Genomic DNA, 17,208 nt, shown 5'->3' with positions numbered 1-17,208 from the left:
ACGATCCTACCACCATTTTTCCGGCTGAAATGTGCCGGCCGCCTGTTCGATGACGTGGGCGGTCTGGAACAGCGTCTCCTCGTCGAAAGGCCGGCCGATCAGCTGCAGGCCGAGCGGCAGCCCCTTGGCGTCGAGCCCGGCTGGAACCGCTATGCCGGGCAAGCCGGCCATGTTCACCGTCACCGTAAAAATGTCATTGAGATACATCTTGACCGGGTCGGCGGCCATGTCCTCGTCGGCGATGCCGAAGGCAGCGGAAGGCGTTGCCGGCGTCAGGATGACGTCGACGCCTGCTGCAAACACATTTTCGAAGTCACGCTTGATCAGGGTTCGAACCTTCTGCGCCTGCAGATAGTAGGCATCGTAGTAGCCGGCGGAAAGCACATAGGTGCCGATCATGATGCGGCGCTTGACCTCCCGCCCGAAGCCGGCGGCGCGGGTCTTTTCATACATGTCGACAATGTCCTTGCCGGGCACGCGCAAGCCATAGCGGACGCCATCGTAACGGGCGAGGTTGGACGAGGCTTCGGCCGGCGCCACGATGTAATAGGCCGGCAGCGCATATTTTGTGTGCGGCAGCGAGATATCGACGATCTCGGCGCCGGCATCCCGCAGCCAGGCAATGCCTTTCTGCCACAGCGCCTCGATCTCCGCGGGCATGTCGTCGACACGATATTCCTTTGGGATGCCGACCTTCATGCCTTTGATCGGGCGGCCGATCGCCGCCTCGTAGTCCGGCACCGGCAGGTCGACGGACGTCGTGTCCTTCGGGTCGACCGAAGCCATCGACTTCAACAGGATCGCGGCATCGCGGACGTCGCGCGCGATCGGCCCGGCCTGGTCGAGCGAAGAGGCGAAAGCTACGATCCCCCAGCGCGAGCAGCGGCCGTAGGTCGGCTTGATGCCGACCGTGCCGGTGAAGGCGGCGGGCTGGCGGATCGAGCCGCCGGTGTCGGTCGCGGTAGCGCCGGCGCACAGGAAGGCCGAGACGGCTGACGCCGAGCCTCCGGACGAACCGCCCGGCACCAGTTGGGCATTGTCCAACGTGCGCGCGGTCCTGGTGCCGCCCGCCGAAACGAAGCCGCCCTCGCCCTGATGTGTCGTCGGCATCACCACCGTGTCGAGGCGCGAACGCCGCCACGGGTTGATGACCGGCCCGTAATGCGAGGTCTCGTTGGACGAGCCCATGGCGAACTCGTCCATGTTGAGCTTGCCGAGCATGACGGCACCATCCGCCCACAGATTGGCGGTGACCGTCGATTCGTAGCACGGCTTGAAGCCGTCCAGCACATGGCTGCAGGCCTGGGTGTGGACGCCTTCGGTGCCGAACAGATCCTTGATGCCGAGCGGGATACCCTCAAGCGACCCGCCCTCGCCCTTGGCCAGTTTCGCGTCGGAGGTCTTGGCCATGTCGCGCGCCTTGTCGTCGGTGACCACGACGTAGGCATTGAGCGCCGGATTGGCTCGCTCGACCGCCGATAGATAAGCCTCGGTGATTTCGGTGGCGGTGATCTCCCTGGAGCGCAATTTGGCGCGGGCCTGCGAAATCGTCAGCTGGGTAAGGTCGCTCATCAGGCAAGGCTCTTTTCGTAAAACACCGACCACTCGGAATCGGGATAATCCAGTACCGGGCCGCAGCGCGAAAAACCGGCGCGTTCGTAGACGGTCCAGGCGGCGGGATGACGGTCGCCCGTCTCCAGCACCAGACGCTTAAGCCCTTCTTGGCGCGCCAGCGCCTCGATACGCTCGACAATCTTCGCGCCGATCTTGTGGCCGCGATGCGACGGTCGCGTATACATGCGCTTGACCTCGCCTACGACAGCATCGTGGCGCTTCAGTGCGCCGCACCCGATGGCAAGGCCGTTGTCGCGGGCGATGAAGACGGTCGTGTTGCGGTCCGCCATCTGCTCGACCGTCAAGTGGTAGCAATGCTCTGGCGGCGTCAGCTCCAGCAATGTGGCGTTGAGCTCCTCGATCAGCCCACGCACATCGTCCTGCAGCGGCGTCTCAGCCGCGATGTCGATTGCCATCGGCCTGCTACTCCACGACCTTCGGCACAAGGAAGAAATTTTCTTCGGTCGCCGGTGCATTGGCGACGATGTCGGCTGCCTTGCCGCCGTCGGTGACGACGTCCTGGCGCTTTTTCATTGCCATCGGCGTGACCGAGGTCATCGGCTCGACGCCGGAAACATCGACCTCGTTCAACTGCTCGACAAAGCCCAAAATGGCGTTCAATTCGCCGGTCATGCGCTCTGCATCCTCCTCGCTCACCGCAATACGGGCAAGATGCGCGACGCGCTTCACAGTTTTTATATCAACGGACATGTTTGTGCCTCGGGGAAAACCAGCGCTATAGCGGCGCGGCGCGTGCCACGCAACATGCATCGTGCCTTCAACTGCCCTATGGCATCGCCACGCCGTCGCAGAGGAAATAACTGCCGCCGTTGCCGCTCTGCTCGCCTTCGTCGGCGGCAGGCCGAACCGATACCAGGTCGATCTGCTTCGGGCTCATCTGTGTCAGTGAGAGAACATCGGGAAAGACGTAGCCCGGCTCCTGGCATATAGCGGTCACCGCCCAGCTCGGTGAGCGTGTCGCTTTGGTGATCTGCAGGAATTCACAATTATATTCGATGCTTTCCAGGCCATTTGCCGACAGCACGATATTGCCGCCCTCGATCACCGTCTGCAGCGTATCCTTTTTGGCCTGCGCGCAGAGGTCCTCCGATTGCAGATAGACGCCCTCGATGAAATTTTCCGCGGCCAGCGTCGGCGACGCGGCAACCAGCATTGAAATGCAAAGAGAATTTCTCAAGCGCATCGTATCGTTCCGGACCGGCTTTCTTTACAGCGTAATCGTCTCGCCGATCTTCGGCAACGCAACTTTCACACCCGATCCATCCAGCCCGGCCACGAATTTGTCGGCGGTCTGATCGATCATCGGAAATGTGCCGAAGTGAGCGGGAACGACCGTCTCGAACTTGAAGAAACGCTGGCAGGCAAGGGCTGCTACCGCGCCACCCATGGTGAAGCGGTCGCCGATCGGCACGATGCCGATCTTCGGTTCGTGCAACTCGTTGATCAGCGCCATGTCGGAAAAAATGTCGGTGTCGCCCATATGATAAAGCGTCTTGTCCTCGGGAAAGTGCAGGACGAGCCCGCCCGGATTGCCGAGATAGGTATTCTGGCCACCCTCGCCCGGAAAGGACGATGAATGCAGAGCCTGAACGAAGGTGGTGGTGAAGCCGCCGCAATCGACGGTGCCGCCGATATTGCCGGGATTGATCTGCTTGTCACCGACACCCTTGCCGACCAGGTACATGCAAATCTCGAAATTGGCGACCAGCATCGCGCCGCTCTTCTTGAGCACTTCGACGGCGCCGCTGATGTGGTCACTGTGGCCATGGGTGAGCAACACGTGCGTGATCCCTTCGGCCGGCCCTTCCCAGCCGCCCGCCCATGACGGATTGCCGACCAGATAGGGGTCGATGAGGATTTTCGCGCCTTCGATTTCGATTCTGAATGCCGAATGTCCGTACCAGGTCAGTTTCATCAATGCTTTCCTCGATTTTTGCTTCGGTAGAGGATAGAACGCCGACGGCGAAATTAAAGTGCCGCGCACGCTTTGCGCGTATAGGACGTGCGGCGTCGCGGTCAAAGGAAAAGCCGTTGGGCATCATCACCATCGAGGAGTTGCCGGCCCGGCTGGGCGGCGGCAAGACCCTGGCCGGTCTCGACCTTGGCGACAAAACGATCGGCGTGGCGGTTTCGGACCGCGGCTTGTCGTTCGCGCACCCGCGCCCCGTCATCATGCGCAAGAAATTCTCGCTCGATGCCGCAGTGCTGCTCGCCCTGTTGCAGAAGGAGAATGCCGGCGCCGTGGCAATCGGCCTCCCCATCAACATGGACGGCTCGGAAGGCCCGCGCGCCCAAAAATCCCGCGCTTTCGTCCGCAACATGGCTGGATTGACCGATCTGCCGTTCGTCTTTTGGGACGAAAGGCTGTCGACGGTGGCGGCCGAGCGAACACTGATCGAGATGGATTTTTCCCGCAAGAAACGCGCCGGCAAGATCGATTCAGCGGCGGCCGCTTTCATCCTCCAGGGCGTTCTCGACCGGCTTCAGGCGCTCGGCGTCGATGCCTGGTCGAAATAGCGGTTGCGCATCGCCGTGATCCAGCCACCAATCGTCTTGCGGCGGCGAAATGCCCAGAACGCCACCAGCAGCACGCCGTCGAATACGCAAGCTTTCGCCACCATGCCCGGAATGAGCGCCGGATCGACGCCGAGCATCTGTCCATAGAGCTGGAAGACGAGATCGTGTAATTGGCGGCTCAGCATGACATAGCCGAAATTGATGTCGTTGAGCGACAGAAAGAACCAGCCCCAAAACAAGAGGAGCGGAGCCGCCCACAGCGCGAACAAGGTGCGCATCAGCGGTCATCCCTCGAATCCAGCCGGCCGGAAATGCGGGCAAGCGAGGAATTATGCGCCGCTGCCTTGGCCATGACATGCGCGGCCGCTCGGATTTCGCCGGTCCCTGGAGCTGCCGCGGCAACGGTCGACCGCCGCTCCGCGAGCACCGCGACATAGGACGCCAGAAGTGCCGCCAATTGCACCGCGACAATCATGAACAGCCCATTGATACCTTGCGCGGCGCCGCCGATGACGATCAGCGACAGCACGCCTAAGGCGGAAATGAAGGCGATTCGCATGACGCTGTCGGCGGGATCCGGGTTGGTCGTGTCGCTGGTCAGTGCTTCAACAAAGGCCCAGCAGAACAGCACCGCGACGACAAGCAGTGCCACGGCGAGCGGCGCCACGACGACGGCGTTTTCGAGATCGGCAAATCGAGTGTTCTGGACGGGAACGCCCAGTACGCCAAGGGCCGTCGCCACGCCTCGATTCCCGTCGATGCAAATGAACGCCAGCAGGGCGAAAACGGCCGCCCAATGCAATGCCAGAAAAGAGCTCAGAATATGCCGCATGACGCTCCTGCTTCGCAGGGCAAAGCCGCTCAAGCTGAACAATCCTTGCCTTAACCATAACACTGGGCTTTGCCACCGGCCGCCGCAATGGAAACCATTCGTTAAGGTTAACGGCCATCCACAGGCTCGCGAGAGCGGCAGCGAATTGGGCGACGGCCCTTAGTTGATCGGCGGGTAGAGCGTATCGATGATCATGCGCGCATCATGGCGGGAATCGATCATGCCATAGGTATTGCGCCACTGGCCGGCGAGGCGCGTTTCGACGAAGGCGTCGGCGATCCGCCCTGCCCCCAACCTGCGAAGCTCTGCCGCCGCCGCCGACAATGCCAATTGCTCGGTCAAGAGCCGCGCCGAGCCCTCGTCGGTTGCAGCGACCTGCATTGCCGCTTTGAGCACGCCGACGGTGCCGCGTCCGCCGGCGCCGAGATCGCGGTCGATGCCGGCCAGCACGTCATCGAACAGGCCGGGTGCACGCCCCAGCACACGTAGCACGTCGAGCGCCATGACGTTGCCGGATCCCTCCCATATCGCGTTGACCGGAGCTTCGCGATAGTAGCGGGCGAGCGGCCCCTCCTCGACATAGCCATTGCCGCCGAGGCACTCCATCGCTTCATAGAGCAGCGGCGGCGCAATCTTGCAGACCCAGTATTTGACGACCGGCGTCATGGCGCGCGCGAAGGCCGCCTCGCCGCGGTCGCCGGCCGCCTCGTCGAAGGAGCGCGCCAGCCGGAACGACAGCGCAGTAGCGGCGGCAACGTCGAGCGCCATATCGGCCAGCACCCGCTGCATCAGCGGCTGCTCGACCAGATTGGTTCCGAACACCTTGCGGTGGCGCGTGTGGTGGACGGCCTCGGCCAGTCCGGCCCGCATGATCGCCGATGAGGCGACGGCACAGTCGAGCCGCGTCAGGGTCACCATGTCCATGATCGTCTTCACGCCCGCGCCGGGCTCGCCGACCATCTCGCCGATGGCATTGACGAATTCCACCTCCGACGAGGCATTGGATCGGTTGCCGAGTTTGTCCTTCAGCCGTTGAAAACGGAAGCCGTTGCCGGATCCGTCGCCGAGCAGGCGGGGAACGAGAAAGCACGACAGTCCCTCCGGCACCTGTCCGAGCACCAGGAAGGCATCCGACATCGGCGCCGACATGAACCATTTGTGGCCGGTCAGGCGATAAAACCCGCTGCCGGCGCGCTCGGCCCTGGTGACGTTGGCACGGACATCGGTGCCGCCTTGCTTCTCGGTCATGCCCATGCCGAGCGTCAGCCCGGCTTTTTCGACCGGAGGCTTCTGGCTTTGATCGTATTTGCGCGTCGTCACCCGAGGCGCCCATTCGCGAAACAGCTTCGGGCTGGCCATCAGCGCTGCCAGCGAAGCGCTGGTCATGGTGATCGGGCAGAGATGTCCGGTCTCGAGCTCAGCCGTGAGGTAAAAGCGTGCAGCGCGCACCTGGTGGCGCCGGCCGATCTCGGCGTCGCCATTCTCCCAGACCGACGAATGCAGCCCGTTGGCAACAGAGCGGCGCATGAGCGCGTGATAGGCGGGATGGAACTCGACCTGGTCGATGCGCCGGCCCTGGCGGTCATGGGTCCTGAGCTTCGGCATCTCGACATTGGCAAGACGGGCCAGTTCCTGCGCCTCATGGGTCAGAACGAACCGGCCAAGCCCGTCGAGGTCCTTGCGCACCGGATCGGAAAAGCGCTCGGCAAGCTGGATCAGCAACGGATCGCCCCGCCAGGCGTTGCCGCCGGCCAGCGGCGGCGGCTGGTTGGTCACGTCGTCAGTCACGCTTCGTCCTTATCACCTGAAGGCTGCGAATCCAAAGCCAAGGCGGTTTATAGCCTATGGCCAGCGGCGCGCGACGAAAATACCGGGGAGAACCAATCCAATCCCAAGCCGGTGCTTGCAGCCGCGGAGCCTCCCCCCTATAGCAGCGACTTGAGATGACCGACGCATCGTCCCTGCCGCTTTATCCCCACCGCCATCTTCTGGGCATCCGCGATCTTTCCCCTGCCGACATCGAGCTTCTGCTCGACCGGGCGGACAGGGCCGTTGCCATCTCGCGGCAGTCGGACAAGAAGACATCGACGCTGCGCGGCCGCACCCAGATCAATCTCTTCTACGAAGCCTCGACCCGTACGCAATCGTCATTCGAGCTGGCCGGCAAACGGCTCGGCGCCGACGTCATGAACATGTCCGTAGCGAGTTCGTCGGTGAAAAAGGGCGAGACGCTGATCGATACGGCGATGACGCTGAATGCCATGCGTCCCGACATATTGATCATCCGCCATCAATCGGCCGGCGCGGCAGCACTTCTTGCCCAAAAAGTCGGCTGTTCGGTGGTCAATGCCGGCGACGGCGCCCATGAGCACCCTACCCAGGCGCTGCTCGACGCACTGACCATCCGCCGCGTCAAGGGTCCGTTGTCGAAGCTGATCGTGGCGATCTGCGGCGACATCCTGCATTCGCGCGTGGCCCGCTCCAACATCATCCTGCTCAACGCGCTTGGTGCCCAGGTCAGGGTCGTCGCCCCTTCGACGCTTTTGCCCGCCGGCATCGAGAAGATGGGCGTCATCGTCACACGTTCCATGGCCGAGGGTCTGAAGGACGCCGACGTGGTAATGATGCTGCGCCTGCAGCGCGAACGCATGGAAGGCGCTTTCGTACCGTCGGTGCGCGAATATTTCCGCTATTTCGGCCTCGACGCGGAGAAGCTGAAGGCGGCCAAGGACGGTGCGCTGGTCATGCATCCCGGCCCGATGAACCGCGGCGTCGAGATCGCCTCCGAGATCGCCGACGGCCCGCAAAGCGTTATCCAGGAACAGGTTGAGATGGGCGTCGCCGTGCGCATGGCGGTTATGGAAGCGCTGCTCGACCCCCGTCGAAATCACGAGGGCCGCGCCTGATGAGCATTACGGTCTTCCGCCGGGCCCACATCGTCGACCCGTCGCGCGGCATCGATGAGGTCGGCACCGTCATCGTTGAAGGCCGCAAAATCGTTGCCGCCGGCAAGGCGGCCTTGAACCAGGGCGCGCCCGACGGCGCCACCATCATCGACTGCGCCGGCAAGACTATCATCCCCGGATTGATCGACGCGCGCGTCTTCATCGGCGAACCCGGCGGCGAACACCGGGAGACCATTGCTTCGGCGAGCATCGCTGCGGCGGCCGGCGGCGTCACCTCAATCGTCATGATGCCCGATACCGACCCGGTGATCGACAATGTCGCACTGGTCGAGTTCGTGCTGCGCACCGCCAAGGACACCGCAATCGTCAACATCTTGCCGGCAGCAGCGATCACCAAGGGGCTGGAAGGCCGCGAGATGACCGAATTCGGCCTGCTGCGCGAGGCCGGCGCGGTCGCCTTCACCGATGGCCGGCATTCTATTGCCAGCGCGCTGGTGATGCGCCGCGCGCTGACCTATGCGCGCGATTTCGGTGGCGTCATCGCGCATGAAACCCAAGACGCCGACCTCGCTTCGGCCGGCGTGATGAACGAAGGCCTTTACGCAAGCTGGCTTGGCCTTGCCGGCATTCCGCGCGAAGCCGAATCGATCCCCTTGGAGCGCGATCTCGCGTTGGCTCGCCTGACCGGCGGCGCCTATCACGCTGCCAAGATTTCGACGGCTATGGCGGCAAGCGCGGTAGCACGCGCGAAAGCCGATGGCGCCAATGTCACATCAGGCGTGTCGATCCACAATCTGTCGCTCAACGAGAATGATGTCGGCGAGTACCGCACCTTCTTCCGGCTGACGCCGCCGCTGCGCGCCGAGGAAGACCGGCTGGCGATGATCGAAGCGATCAAGGACGGCACCATCGATCTCATCGTCTCCTCGCACGACCCGCAGGACGTCGACACCAAGCGCCTTCCCTTTGCCGATGCCGCGGCCGGCGCCATCGGCCTGGAAACGCTGCTAGGCGCAGCGCTGCGGCTCTATCACAATGGCGACGTGACGCTGCTCCGGCTGGTCGAGACACTCTCGACCGCGCCGGCAAGATTGTTCGGCCTGCCCGGCGGCACGCTGAAACCGGGGGCATTGGCCGACCTTTCGCTCGTCGATCTGGACGAGCCATGGGTCGTCAGCGAGAGCGGCATCCGCTCACGCTCGAAAAACACCTGTTTCGAAGGCGCACGACTGCAAGGCAAGGTCTTGCAAACGATAGTGGCGGGCCGCACAGTGTTTTCGGCCTAGGACGAAAACAGGTGTCACGGCTTAAAATCCGCTCAGCCAAGGAAAGTTCGGGGGAACAATGGCTTACAGTCCCGTCTTGGCATTGGTGTTCGGCTATCTTCTCGGCTCGATCCCGTTTGGCCTGCTGATCACCCGTGCCGCCGGCCTCGGCGACGTGCGCAACATCGGCTCCGGCAACATCGGCGCCACCAATGTGCTGCGCACCGGCAACAAGAGCTTGGCCGCGGCCACGCTTCTGCTCGACGCCCTTAAAGGCACCGCGGCGGTGCTGATCGCAGGCCGCTTTGCGCCCGAGTTCGGACTTTGGGCCGGCTTCGGCGCGTTTTTAGGTCATCTCTTTCCGGTCTGGCTCGGCTTCAAGGGGGGCAAGGGTGTCGCCACTTACCTTGGCGTGCTGATCGGCCTTGCCTGGCAGGCGGCGCTGATCTTCGCCGTCGTCTGGCTGGCGGTGGCCTTCCTGTTCCGCTTCTCCTCGCTTGCGGCACTGACGGCAGCAGTCGTGGTGCCCATGGCGCTGTATTTCCTGAGCACGCCGCAGATTGCCGGGCTTTTCGCGGCGATGAGCCTAATCGTCATCGTAAAGCACCGCGCCAACATTGCGCGGCTGCTTGCCGGCACCGAGGGTAAGATCGGGGCCAAGGAGTGAGCGAGCCCGACGCCGGGCCGCGCCTCAGCGACCGGCAGCGGCTGAGCTGGCTTCGTCTGATCCGCACGCCGAATGTCGGCCCGGCTTCCTTTCGCGACCTGATCAACCGGTTCGGTTCGGCCGAAGCAGCGCTATCGATGCTGCCCGAGCTGATGATTTCGGGTGGCGCCAAAAAAATCGTCCGCATCCCGTCCATTGCCGAGACCGAGGCGGAGCTGGAGACCGCCCGGCGGGCTGGCGCCCGCTTCGTCGGCATCGGCGAAGCGGATTATCCGCCGCTGATGAAAAGCATGGATCATCCGCCGCCGCTGCTCGCGGTCAGGGGCAATAGCGCGGTGTTCCGCTTGCCAGCGGTCGCCATCGTCGGCGCTCGCAACGCATCGCTGGCCGGCATCAAGATGGCGCGGATGCTGGCGGCGGATCTCGGCCGCGACGGCTATGGCATCGTCTCCGGCCTGGCGCGCGGCATCGATACGGCCGCGCACCATGGCAGCCTTGCGACTGGCACAATCGGCGTGCTCGCCGGCGGCCTCGATTTGCCCTACCCGCCCGAAAATGCCGGCCTGTGCGACGAGATCGCCGAGCGCGGCGGCGCCATCATTTCCGAAATGCCGTTTGGCTGGCAGCCACGCGCACAGGATTTTCCGCGCCGCAACCGGCTCGTCGCCGGTGCTGCATTGGGATTGGTGGTGGTCGAGGCCGCACAGCGCTCCGGCTCACTGATCAGCGCCCGGCTTGCCGGCGAGATGGGCCGGCTGGTTTTCGCCGTTCCCGGTTCGCCGCTCGATCCGCGCGCCGCCGGCACCAATGGCCTGCTCAAGGACGGCGCCATCCTTGTCACCGAGGCCGCCGATATCACCAGTGCGATAGCGCCGCTGGTCGGCGGCTGGTCGCCAAGGACATCGCCGCTTGAAGAGCCGCCCGACTTTTCAGCAACACCGCCGCCGCGCGAGGACGACCGCGACCGCGTTGTCGAGGCGCTCGGCCCGACGCCGGTAGCAGTCGACGAGATCATCCGTCACACCGGCCTGCATCCCGCTCAAGTGTTCATGGTGCTGCTGGAGCTCGACCTCGCCGGACGGCTCGAACGCCATCCCGGCGGCAACGTCTCGCTGATCTGACCGAGAGCTTGCGCATGTCACCGCAAGCAATCCCGACGTGATTCCGATGGCCGATCCGAGCAACAAACCAAAGCAGATGCTGTTCACTCGTATGACGGCCCTCGTCTGGTCAGCGCTGAGTGTCATGCTGGCGCTGCAATGGTCGACGGATCTCGGCATGTCGGGTTTTCCCGACGGCTACATAACGCCCTTCGCAAGAGCGACCAGCACGCTTCTGGGCATTCTGACGGCAGCCTGCATGGCCCAGGGTCTCTACTTTTTCCTGGCCGGTGTGTTCGGCAGGAAGGTAAGCGCCGTCGGTCTTTGCCTGCAAATCCTTGCCGCAGCGGTTCTCACCGTGGTGCCAGTGCTTATCTTGAAGGATTGTCCGCATTCACAGCTGTGCAGCAGAGCGTATGAGGCGCTCACCGGCACGATGATGGACGATGGGGCGGGCGGCTAAGGCCACTGCATGCGTTCGGCACGAGGTTGTCACCCATGTCTTAGGTACAATCTGTTACCTATGTCTCCGGGTTGGACAATCTTGATTTTGGTGAGCGCGATGGGATTCGAACCCATGACCTACTGATTAAAAGTCAGTTGCTCTACCGGCTGAGCTACGCGCTCCCGCGGGCTCAGAAAGGCCGCCCTCGAAATTGCGCGGAACATAGGGAGAGTGCCTCTGCCGGTCAACCGGAAAAAGACGGCTCGCAAACCGGACTGTCCTGCAGTGTCATCATGCCTTGCGGAGCGCTTCGGCGTCGACGGAACGGCCTCGTTCTCGCGCAAGACCGAAGCTCGCCCTATGCCGACAAAGGCAAGCAGCAAATCGGAAGAACCTTTGCGGATCAGCAACTTGGGATTTTTGGCGGAACAATTTGCGCAGCCTGTCCGTTTTTCCGCGATAAGGGACTAGCGTTTCAAGGAGAAGACCATGAATAGGATCATGTCGGGCCTGCTGGCGACCACTCTTTCGATCTCATTCGCTGCCGCGGAGATCGTGCCAGTCAACGCTCAGCCCAGCTATGCGCCCCCGGCCCAGGGGCTCACCTCGAATGTCCAGACCGTCCAGTACGAGCCGTGGCGGAGGCACCGGAATTTCAATCGCGATTTCTCGCGTCGCGATTTCCGTCGCAATTTTTCGCGTGACGAAGGCATGTACTGGCGTGGCCATCGCGGCTATCGCGAATATCGTCGCGGCTATCGCCGTCACGGCGATTTCTGGTTCCCGCTGGCTGCGTTTGCTACTGGAGCGCTGATTACCGGCGCGATCGTCAACCAGAATCGTGTCTATCGTGGCGATGCCCACGTGCAGTGGTGCTATGACCGTTATCGGAGCTATCGCGCTTCTGACAACACTTACCAGCCCAACTACGGTCCGCGCCGGCAGTGCCGGTCGCCTTACTGAGTCCCAGATTAGAGGCTGCAAGCCCGCGCCCGCAACGGCGCGGGTTTTTCATTAGTGCGAATCCGGTGGCATCCCTGCCTATTGCGCACTTAGCGTCCTGCGCACAGCGTGGCGCCAACCTGCCAGCTTGGCGGCACGTGTCGAAGCATCCATGTCCGGCTTGAACCGGCGCTCGAGCGCCCAGCTCCTGGCGAATTCCGCGGCCTTCGGCCAGACACCCGCCTTCGAGCCGGCCAGCCAAGCCGCACCGAGTGCTGTCGTCTCGAGAATTGTCGGCCGGTCGACCGGCGCATCGAGAATGTCGGCCAGCCGCTGCATCGTCCAGTCCGACGCCACCATGCCGCCATCGACCCTGAGCACGGTCTTGACCGAGGCGCCTTTCCAGTCCCGGCGCATGGCGTCAAGCAGATCGCGCGTTTGGAACGCAACGGATTCCAGTGCCGCGCGGGCAAATTCCGCCGGCCCCGAATTGCGGGTCAGCCCGAAGATGGCGCCGCGCGCCTCGGCATCCCAGTGCGGTGCGCCGAGCCCGACGAAAGCCGGCACCAGATAGACGTTCTGCGTTGGATCGGCTTCCGCAGCCAATTTGCCGCTCTGCTCGGCCTTGCCGATCACTTTGATGCCGTCCCGCAGCCATTGCACGGCGGCGCCGGCGATAAAGATCGAGCCCTCCAGCGCATAGGTGGTCTTGCCGTTCAGCCTGTAGGCGATGGTGGTCAAAAGCCGGTTCTTAGAACGCACCAGATCGCTTCCGGTGTTGAGCAGCGCAAAGCAGCCGGTGCCGTAGGTCGACTTCATCATGCCTGGCTCGAAACAGGCCTGGCCGATTGCCGCCGCATGCTGGTCGCCGGCCACACCGAGGATTCTGAGCTCCGCACCAAACAGGCTCTTGTCCGTGATTCCAAAATCGTCGGCACAATCTTTCACCTGTGGCAGCATTCTTGCAGGTATGCCAAGAATGGCCAGCAGCTCGTCGTCCCAGGCGTTTTGTTCGATGTTGTAGACCAGCGTGCGCGAGGCGTTGGTGGCGTCAGTGGCGTGGATCTTGCCGCCGGTCAGCCGCCAGATCAAAAAACTGTCGATGGTGCCGGCCAGCAGTTCGCCCTTCTCGGCGCATTTTCTGGCGCCCTTCACCTTGTCCAGCATCCAGGCGATCTTGGTGCCGGAGAAATAGGGATCGAGCAGCAGGCCGGTCTTTTTCGTGAATTTCTTCTCCAGCCCCAGCTTCTTCAGTTTCTGGCATAGCGGCGCGGTGCGACGATCTTGCCAGACAATCGCGTTGTGGATCGGCTTGCCGGTCTGTTTGTCCCAGATGACGACCGTTTCGCGCTGGTTGGTGATGCCGATCGCGGCGACTTCCGCTGCGTTGCGGCCGGCTGTCTTCAGCGCGGCCTTCACCGTTTCCACGACGCTTGCCCATATCTCCTCGGGATCGTGCTCGACCCAGCCGGAGGCCGGATAATATTGGGTGAATTCCTTTTGCCCGCTGCCGACGACCATCATCTTGTCGTCGAACAGGATCGCCCGGCTCGATGTCGTCCCCTGGTCGATTGCAAGGATATATCCGGTCATTCTCTCTCCCGTCGAAGCGAATTCAAGGTGCTGCGATGTCTCGACGCCAGATGGCGCGGAGCCGTTCACGCAAACAGGGGAGACGGCAACATGCCGCCTCCCCTGAGCATGGCGATGCGGGCGCGGACGCCCGCATCAAACGGTCCTATTGCTGCCAGCTCTTCACCAGCTCGTCGTAGTTGATGGTGACCGGCTTTTCCTTCTCGTTCTCGATCTTGAGCTGAGGAGCGAGATTGCCCTTCTTGACCGCGTCCGCATTCCAGTAGGCGAGGTCATGCTCTTCGGCCATCTTCGGGCCAATATCGCCCTGAACGCCCGACTTCTCGATGCGGCTCATCACCTTTTCCTGCTCGGCGCAGAGCGAGTCCATCGCTTCCTGCGCGCTCTTGGCACCCGACGAAGCATCGCCGATCGCCTGCCACCAGAGCTGTGCCAGCTTCGGATAGTCCGGCACGTTGGTGCCGGTCGGCGACCACTGGACGCGCGCTGGCGAGCGGTAGAACTCGATCAGGCCGCCGAGCTTTGGCGCACGTTCGGTGAAGCTCTTGTCGTGGATCGTGCTCTCGCGGATGAAGGTCAGGCCGACATGGCTCTTCTTCACGTCGACCGTCTTCGAGGTGACGAACTGCGCGTAGAGCCAGGCGGCCTTGGCGCGGTCGGTCGGCGTCGACTTCATCAGCGTCCAGGAACCGACGTCCTGATAGCCGAGCTTCATGCCGTCCTTCCAGTAGACGCCATGCGGCGACGGCGCCATGCGCCACTTCGGCGTGCCGTCGTCGTTCAGCACCGCCTTGGCGCTGGCGTCGACCATGCTGGCGGTGAAGGCGGTGTACCAGAAGATCTGCTGGGCAACCGCGCCCTGCGCCGGAACTGGCCCCGATTCGGAGAAGGTCATGCCTTGGGCTTCCGCCGGTGCATAGGCCTTCAGCCAATCGAGGTACTTCTGGATGGCATAGACGGAAGCCGGACCATTGGTGTCGCCGCCGCGCGCCGTGCAGGAACCGACCGGACGCGAATTCTCGTCGACCTTGATGCCCCATTCGTCGACGGGCAGACCGTTCGGAATGCCCTTGTCGCCATTGCCGGCCATCGACAGCCAGGCGTCGGTGAACCGCCAGCCGAGCGACGGGTCCTTCTTGCCATAGTCCATATGGCCGTAGACCTTCTTGCCGTCGATCTCACGCCCGGTGAAGAACTCGGCGATGTCCTCATAGGCCGACCAATTGACCGGCACGCCGAGGTCGTAGCCGTATTTGGCCTTGAAGTCCGCCTTGTTCTTCTCGTCGTTGAACCAGTCGTAACGGAACCAGTAGAGGTTCGCGAACTGCTGGTCGGGAAGCTGGTAGAGCTTCTTGTCGGGCGCGGTGGTGAACGAGGTGCCAATGAAATCCTTCAGGTCGAGATTCGGATTGGTGACATCCTTGCCGTCGCCTGCCATCCAGTCGGTCAGGTTGCGCACCTGCTGGTAGCGCCAGTGCGTGCCGATCAGATCGGAATCGTTGACCCAGCCGTCATAGAGGTTCTGGCCGGTCTGCATCTGGGTCTGGATCTTCTCGACGACGTCGCCTTCCTGGATGACGTCATGCGTAACCTTGATGCCGGTGATGGCCGTAAAGGCCGGCGCCAGCACCTGCGATTCATACTGATGCGTGGCGATGGTTTCGGAAACCACCTTGATATCCATGCCGGCGAAAGGTTTCGCGGCATCGATGAACCATTGCATCTCGGCTTCCTGGTCCGCGCGCGAAAGCGTCGAAAGGGGCCCGATTTCCTTATCGAGGAAGGCCTTGGCCTCGTCCATTCCGGCATAGGCATTGCTTGCCCCGAGCAACAGGACAAGCGCAGTTGTTGATGTCAAGAATTGCCGTCGCATGTATTTCCTCCACTGTTAAAGTTCAAAGTGCGATCTGGATCGGCGGCCGGCACGCCGCCGTTCCAACAGTTTCCCCCTCTATACGTAGCGGAACACGCCGACGGCGTAGACCACGGAGAGAGCGAGAGCCCACCACAGATTGGGTCCGACTAGACCCAGCCAAGCGAGATGGATAAAGGCGCTGCCAAGCAGCGACAGGAACAGGCGGTCGCCGCGCGTCGTTTCGAACCGCAGCACGCCGACGCGCGGATTGCCGCCCGGCGAGACGTATTCCCACAAGGCCATGCCGCAAAGCAGCAGAAAGATGGTTCCAAAGAAGGCCGCGGTCGGCCACGTCCAGGCCATCCACGAAAAATCGAGGTTGGACGAGAGGTTAAAGCCCCACAGGCGGATATTAGCCGGATCGCTGAAGCCTACCGTTATTGCCACGAAATCGATTTGAAGTGCCACCCAGGCCACGACGACCAGGGCGAGAAGCAGCACGGCCCACCACCATGGGCTTCTGTCGACCTGCTCCATCATACCCTCCCCAGGGCAAAGCCCTTGGCGATGTAGTTGCGCACAAACCAGATGACGAGCGCGCCGGGAATCAGCGTCAGCACGCCGGCTGCGGCGAGCAGCCCCCAATCCATGCCGGCGGCCGAAACGGTGCGGGTCATGGTCGCGGCGATCGGCTTGGCATCGGTTGTCGTCAGCGTACGGGCGATCAGCAGCTCGACCCACGAGAACATGAAGCAGAAGAAGCACGCCACGCCGATGCCGCTCGCAATCAGCGGCATGAAGATCTTGATGAAGAAGCGCGGGAACGAATAGCCGTCGATATAGGCGGTCTCGTCGATCTCCTTGGGTACGCCCGACATGAAGCCTTCGAGGATCCACACCGCCAGCGGCACGTTGAACAGGCAATGCGCCAGAGCCACGGCGATGTGGGTGTCGATAAGGCCGAAGGCCGAATAAAGCTGGAAGAATGGCAGCGCGAACACCGCCGGCGGCGCCATGCGGTTGGTCAGCAGCCAGAAGAACAGATGCTTGTCGCCGAGGAAGCGATAGCGCGAAAAGGCATAGGCAGCAGGCAGTGCCGCAGCCACCGAAATCACCATGTTCATAACCACATAGGTGATCGAGTTGATGTAGCCCGAATACCAGGACGCGTCGGTGAAGATGGTGCGGTAATTCGCCAATGTCGGTGCGTGCGGGTAGAGCGTCAGCGACGAGACGATCTCGCCATTGGTCTTGAAGCTCATATTGATGAGCCAGTAGATCGGCAAAAGCAGAACGATGATGTAGAGCGTCGGCACGATCCACCACCAACGCGACTCCTCGCCGCGACGGCGCATCAGCCGTGCGATCTCGTCCTGCCGTAGCGTGCTGGCGAGCCCTTCCGAAGCTGTCGTCTCGCTCACCCTATCGGCTCTCTCTTCGGTGCGGCTCAT

At 62.6% G+C, this 17,208-nt stretch carries 19 protein-coding genes and 1 tRNA gene; 7 read left to right on the top strand and 13 right to left on the bottom strand.

Going from position 1 to position 17,208, the window contains the following annotated elements:
* Positions 1-6: 6 nt before the first annotated feature.
* From NKH60_RS13265 to NKH60_RS13245, 5 genes are all read right to left on the bottom strand, one after another.
* Complete coding sequence (locus NKH60_RS13265; RefSeq protein ID WP_352682830.1) at positions 7-1,572, bottom strand: amidase; 1,566 nt, start codon at positions 1,570-1,572, stop codon at positions 7-9.
* The gene (locus tag NKH60_RS13260) at positions 1,572-2,030 is read right to left on the bottom strand and encodes a GNAT family N-acetyltransferase (RefSeq protein ID WP_352502374.1); all 459 of its coding nucleotides are present in this window, start codon (positions 2,028-2,030) and stop codon (positions 1,572-1,574) included. Before NKH60_RS13260 ends, NKH60_RS13265 begins: the two co-directional genes overlap by 1 nt.
* Positions 2,031-2,037: 7 nt before the next feature.
* Positions 2,038-2,325 (bottom strand): Asp-tRNA(Asn)/Glu-tRNA(Gln) amidotransferase subunit GatC, encoded by a 288-nt coding sequence (gatC, locus tag NKH60_RS13255; RefSeq protein ID WP_023674910.1) that lies wholly within the window; start codon positions 2,323-2,325, stop codon positions 2,038-2,040.
* A 76-nt stretch (positions 2,326-2,401) separates the two neighbouring features.
* Positions 2,402-2,818: a hypothetical protein gene (locus NKH60_RS13250; protein ID WP_352471669.1), complete on the bottom strand. Its 417-nt coding sequence runs from the start codon at positions 2,816-2,818 to the stop codon at positions 2,402-2,404.
* Positions 2,819-2,842: 24 nt separating this feature from the next.
* Positions 2,843-3,550 carry a metal-dependent hydrolase gene (locus NKH60_RS13245; RefSeq protein ID WP_352471670.1) on the bottom strand — a complete coding sequence of 236 codons (708 nt, stop codon included), beginning with the start codon at positions 3,548-3,550 and terminating at the stop codon, positions 2,843-2,845.
* A gap of 116 nt (positions 3,551-3,666) precedes the next feature.
* On the opposite strand from NKH60_RS13245, the gene ruvX reads away from it, so the two are divergent.
* Entirely contained in the window at positions 3,667-4,152 is a 486-nt protein-coding gene (gene ruvX / locus NKH60_RS13240) for a Holliday junction resolvase RuvX (protein WP_352833069.1), read from the top strand.
* Here the strand turns inward: ruvX and NKH60_RS13235 are convergent.
* The 3 genes from NKH60_RS13235 to NKH60_RS13225 all read right to left on the bottom strand — a co-directional run bounded on the left by NKH60_RS13235 (position 4,119) and on the right by NKH60_RS13225 (position 6,772).
* Positions 4,119-4,430: a DUF6105 family protein gene (locus NKH60_RS13235; protein WP_352471672.1), complete on the bottom strand. Its 312-nt coding sequence runs from the start codon at positions 4,428-4,430 to the stop codon at positions 4,119-4,121. The two genes, ruvX and NKH60_RS13235, sit on opposite strands and share 34 nt — an antisense overlap.
* On the bottom strand, positions 4,430-4,984 hold the full coding sequence (locus tag NKH60_RS13230; RefSeq protein WP_352471674.1) for a hypothetical protein: 555 nt from the start codon (positions 4,982-4,984) through the stop codon (positions 4,430-4,432). Before NKH60_RS13230 ends, NKH60_RS13235 begins: the two co-directional genes overlap by 1 nt.
* 159 nt (positions 4,985-5,143) lie before the next feature.
* On the bottom strand, positions 5,144-6,772 hold the full coding sequence (locus NKH60_RS13225) for a DNA alkylation response protein (RefSeq protein WP_352471675.1): 1,629 nt from the start codon (positions 6,770-6,772) through the stop codon (positions 5,144-5,146).
* Between the two features lie 155 nt (positions 6,773-6,927).
* Here NKH60_RS13225 and NKH60_RS13220 point away from each other — a divergent pair, with 155 nt between their 5' ends.
* The 5 genes from NKH60_RS13220 to NKH60_RS13200 are packed head-to-tail and all read left to right on the top strand — an operon-like array spanning position 6,928 to position 11,385.
* Positions 6,928-7,890 carry an aspartate carbamoyltransferase catalytic subunit gene (locus tag NKH60_RS13220; protein WP_352448791.1) on the top strand — a complete coding sequence of 321 codons (963 nt, stop codon included), beginning with the start codon at positions 6,928-6,930 and terminating at the stop codon, positions 7,888-7,890.
* Positions 7,890-9,176: a dihydroorotase gene (locus NKH60_RS13215; RefSeq protein WP_352872387.1), complete on the top strand. Its 1,287-nt coding sequence runs from the start codon at positions 7,890-7,892 to the stop codon at positions 9,174-9,176. Before NKH60_RS13220 ends, NKH60_RS13215 begins: the two co-directional genes overlap by 1 nt.
* 58 nt (positions 9,177-9,234) lie before the next feature.
* Entirely contained in the window at positions 9,235-9,822 is a 588-nt protein-coding gene (gene plsY / locus NKH60_RS13210; RefSeq protein WP_352682860.1) for a glycerol-3-phosphate 1-O-acyltransferase PlsY, read from the top strand.
* A complete protein-coding gene (gene dprA / locus NKH60_RS13205; protein WP_352833075.1) occupies positions 9,819-10,943 on the top strand; it encodes a DNA-processing protein DprA in 1,125 nt (374 codons plus the stop codon). Before plsY ends, dprA begins: the two co-directional genes overlap by 4 nt.
* A 46-nt stretch (positions 10,944-10,989) precedes the next feature.
* A complete protein-coding gene (locus tag NKH60_RS13200; protein ID WP_352833078.1) occupies positions 10,990-11,385 on the top strand; it encodes a hypothetical protein in 396 nt (131 codons plus the stop codon).
* A gap of 88 nt (positions 11,386-11,473) precedes the next feature.
* Here NKH60_RS13200 and NKH60_RS13195 read toward each other — a convergent pair.
* Positions 11,474-11,549, bottom strand: a tRNA-Lys gene (locus NKH60_RS13195).
* A gap of 307 nt (positions 11,550-11,856) precedes the next feature.
* Between NKH60_RS13195 and NKH60_RS13190 the strand changes: the two genes are divergently transcribed.
* A complete protein-coding gene (locus NKH60_RS13190) occupies positions 11,857-12,330 on the top strand; it encodes a BA14K family protein (protein ID WP_352833081.1) in 474 nt (157 codons plus the stop codon).
* 78 nt (positions 12,331-12,408) lie between these two features.
* Here NKH60_RS13190 and glpK read toward each other — a convergent pair whose 3' ends face one another.
* The 4 genes from glpK to NKH60_RS13170 form a co-directional block, all read right to left on the bottom strand.
* Positions 12,409-13,902, bottom strand: a complete 1,494-nt coding sequence (glpK, locus tag NKH60_RS13185) for a glycerol kinase GlpK (RefSeq protein WP_352471680.1) — start codon at positions 13,900-13,902, stop codon at positions 12,409-12,411.
* A gap of 145 nt (positions 13,903-14,047) precedes the next feature.
* On the bottom strand, positions 14,048-15,775 hold the full coding sequence (locus NKH60_RS13180) for an ABC transporter substrate-binding protein (RefSeq protein ID WP_352471681.1): 1,728 nt from the start codon (positions 15,773-15,775) through the stop codon (positions 14,048-14,050).
* 78 nt (positions 15,776-15,853) lie between these two features.
* Positions 15,854-16,120: a DUF2160 domain-containing protein gene (locus tag NKH60_RS13175; RefSeq protein ID WP_352471796.1), complete on the bottom strand. Its 267-nt coding sequence runs from the start codon at positions 16,118-16,120 to the stop codon at positions 15,854-15,856.
* 173 nt (positions 16,121-16,293) lie between these two features.
* A complete protein-coding gene (locus NKH60_RS13170) occupies positions 16,294-17,208 on the bottom strand; it encodes a carbohydrate ABC transporter permease (RefSeq protein WP_352448784.1) in 915 nt (304 codons plus the stop codon).

The organism is Mesorhizobium sp. M1006 (genome assembly GCF_040318825.1).
Lineage (GTDB): Bacteria > Pseudomonadota > Alphaproteobacteria > Rhizobiales > Rhizobiaceae > Mesorhizobium.
The sequence above is the reverse complement of the archived record's forward strand: the minus strand, read 5'-3'. Positions and strand labels throughout refer to the sequence as shown.

What these genes read in the sequence shown, in the direction of transcription:
- NKH60_RS13235 (WP_352471672.1), bottom strand. Translation starts at nt 4,430, where the DNA reads ATGCGCACCTTGTTCGCGCTGTGGGCGGCTCCGCTCCTCTTGTTTTGG.
- NKH60_RS13265 (WP_352682830.1), bottom strand. Translation starts at nt 1,572, where the DNA reads ATGAGCGACCTTACCCAGCTGACGATTTCGCAGGCCCGCGCCAAATTG.
- glpK (WP_352471680.1), bottom strand. Translation starts at nt 13,902, where the DNA reads ATGACCGGATATATCCTTGCAATCGACCAGGGGACGACATCGAGCCGG.
- NKH60_RS13180 (WP_352471681.1), bottom strand. Translation starts at nt 15,775, where the DNA reads ATGCGACGGCAATTCTTGACATCAACAACTGCGCTTGTCCTGTTGCTC.
- NKH60_RS13170 (WP_352448784.1), bottom strand. Translation starts at nt 17,208, where the DNA reads ATGAGCCGCACCGAAGAGAGAGCCGATAGGGTGAGCGAGACGACAGCT.
- NKH60_RS13220 (WP_352448791.1), top strand. Translation starts at nt 6,928, where the DNA reads ATGACCGACGCATCGTCCCTGCCGCTTTATCCCCACCGCCATCTTCTG.
- NKH60_RS13175 (WP_352471796.1), bottom strand. Translation starts at nt 16,120, where the DNA reads ATGGCCTGGACGTGGCCGACCGCGGCCTTCTTTGGAACCATCTTTCTG.
- NKH60_RS13200 (WP_352833078.1), top strand. Translation starts at nt 10,990, where the DNA reads ATGGCCGATCCGAGCAACAAACCAAAGCAGATGCTGTTCACTCGTATG.
- gatC (WP_023674910.1), bottom strand. Translation starts at nt 2,325, where the DNA reads ATGTCCGTTGATATAAAAACTGTGAAGCGCGTCGCGCATCTTGCCCGT.
- NKH60_RS13190 (WP_352833081.1), top strand. Translation starts at nt 11,857, where the DNA reads ATGAATAGGATCATGTCGGGCCTGCTGGCGACCACTCTTTCGATCTCA.
- NKH60_RS13260 (WP_352502374.1), bottom strand. Translation starts at nt 2,030, where the DNA reads ATGGCAATCGACATCGCGGCTGAGACGCCGCTGCAGGACGATGTGCGT.
- NKH60_RS13215 (WP_352872387.1), top strand. Translation starts at nt 7,890, where the DNA reads ATGAGCATTACGGTCTTCCGCCGGGCCCACATCGTCGACCCGTCGCGC.
- plsY (WP_352682860.1), top strand. Translation starts at nt 9,235, where the DNA reads ATGGCTTACAGTCCCGTCTTGGCATTGGTGTTCGGCTATCTTCTCGGC.
- NKH60_RS13245 (WP_352471670.1), bottom strand. Translation starts at nt 3,550, where the DNA reads ATGAAACTGACCTGGTACGGACATTCGGCATTCAGAATCGAAATCGAA.
- NKH60_RS13230 (WP_352471674.1), bottom strand. Translation starts at nt 4,984, where the DNA reads ATGCGGCATATTCTGAGCTCTTTTCTGGCATTGCATTGGGCGGCCGTT.
- NKH60_RS13250 (WP_352471669.1), bottom strand. Translation starts at nt 2,818, where the DNA reads ATGCGCTTGAGAAATTCTCTTTGCATTTCAATGCTGGTTGCCGCGTCG.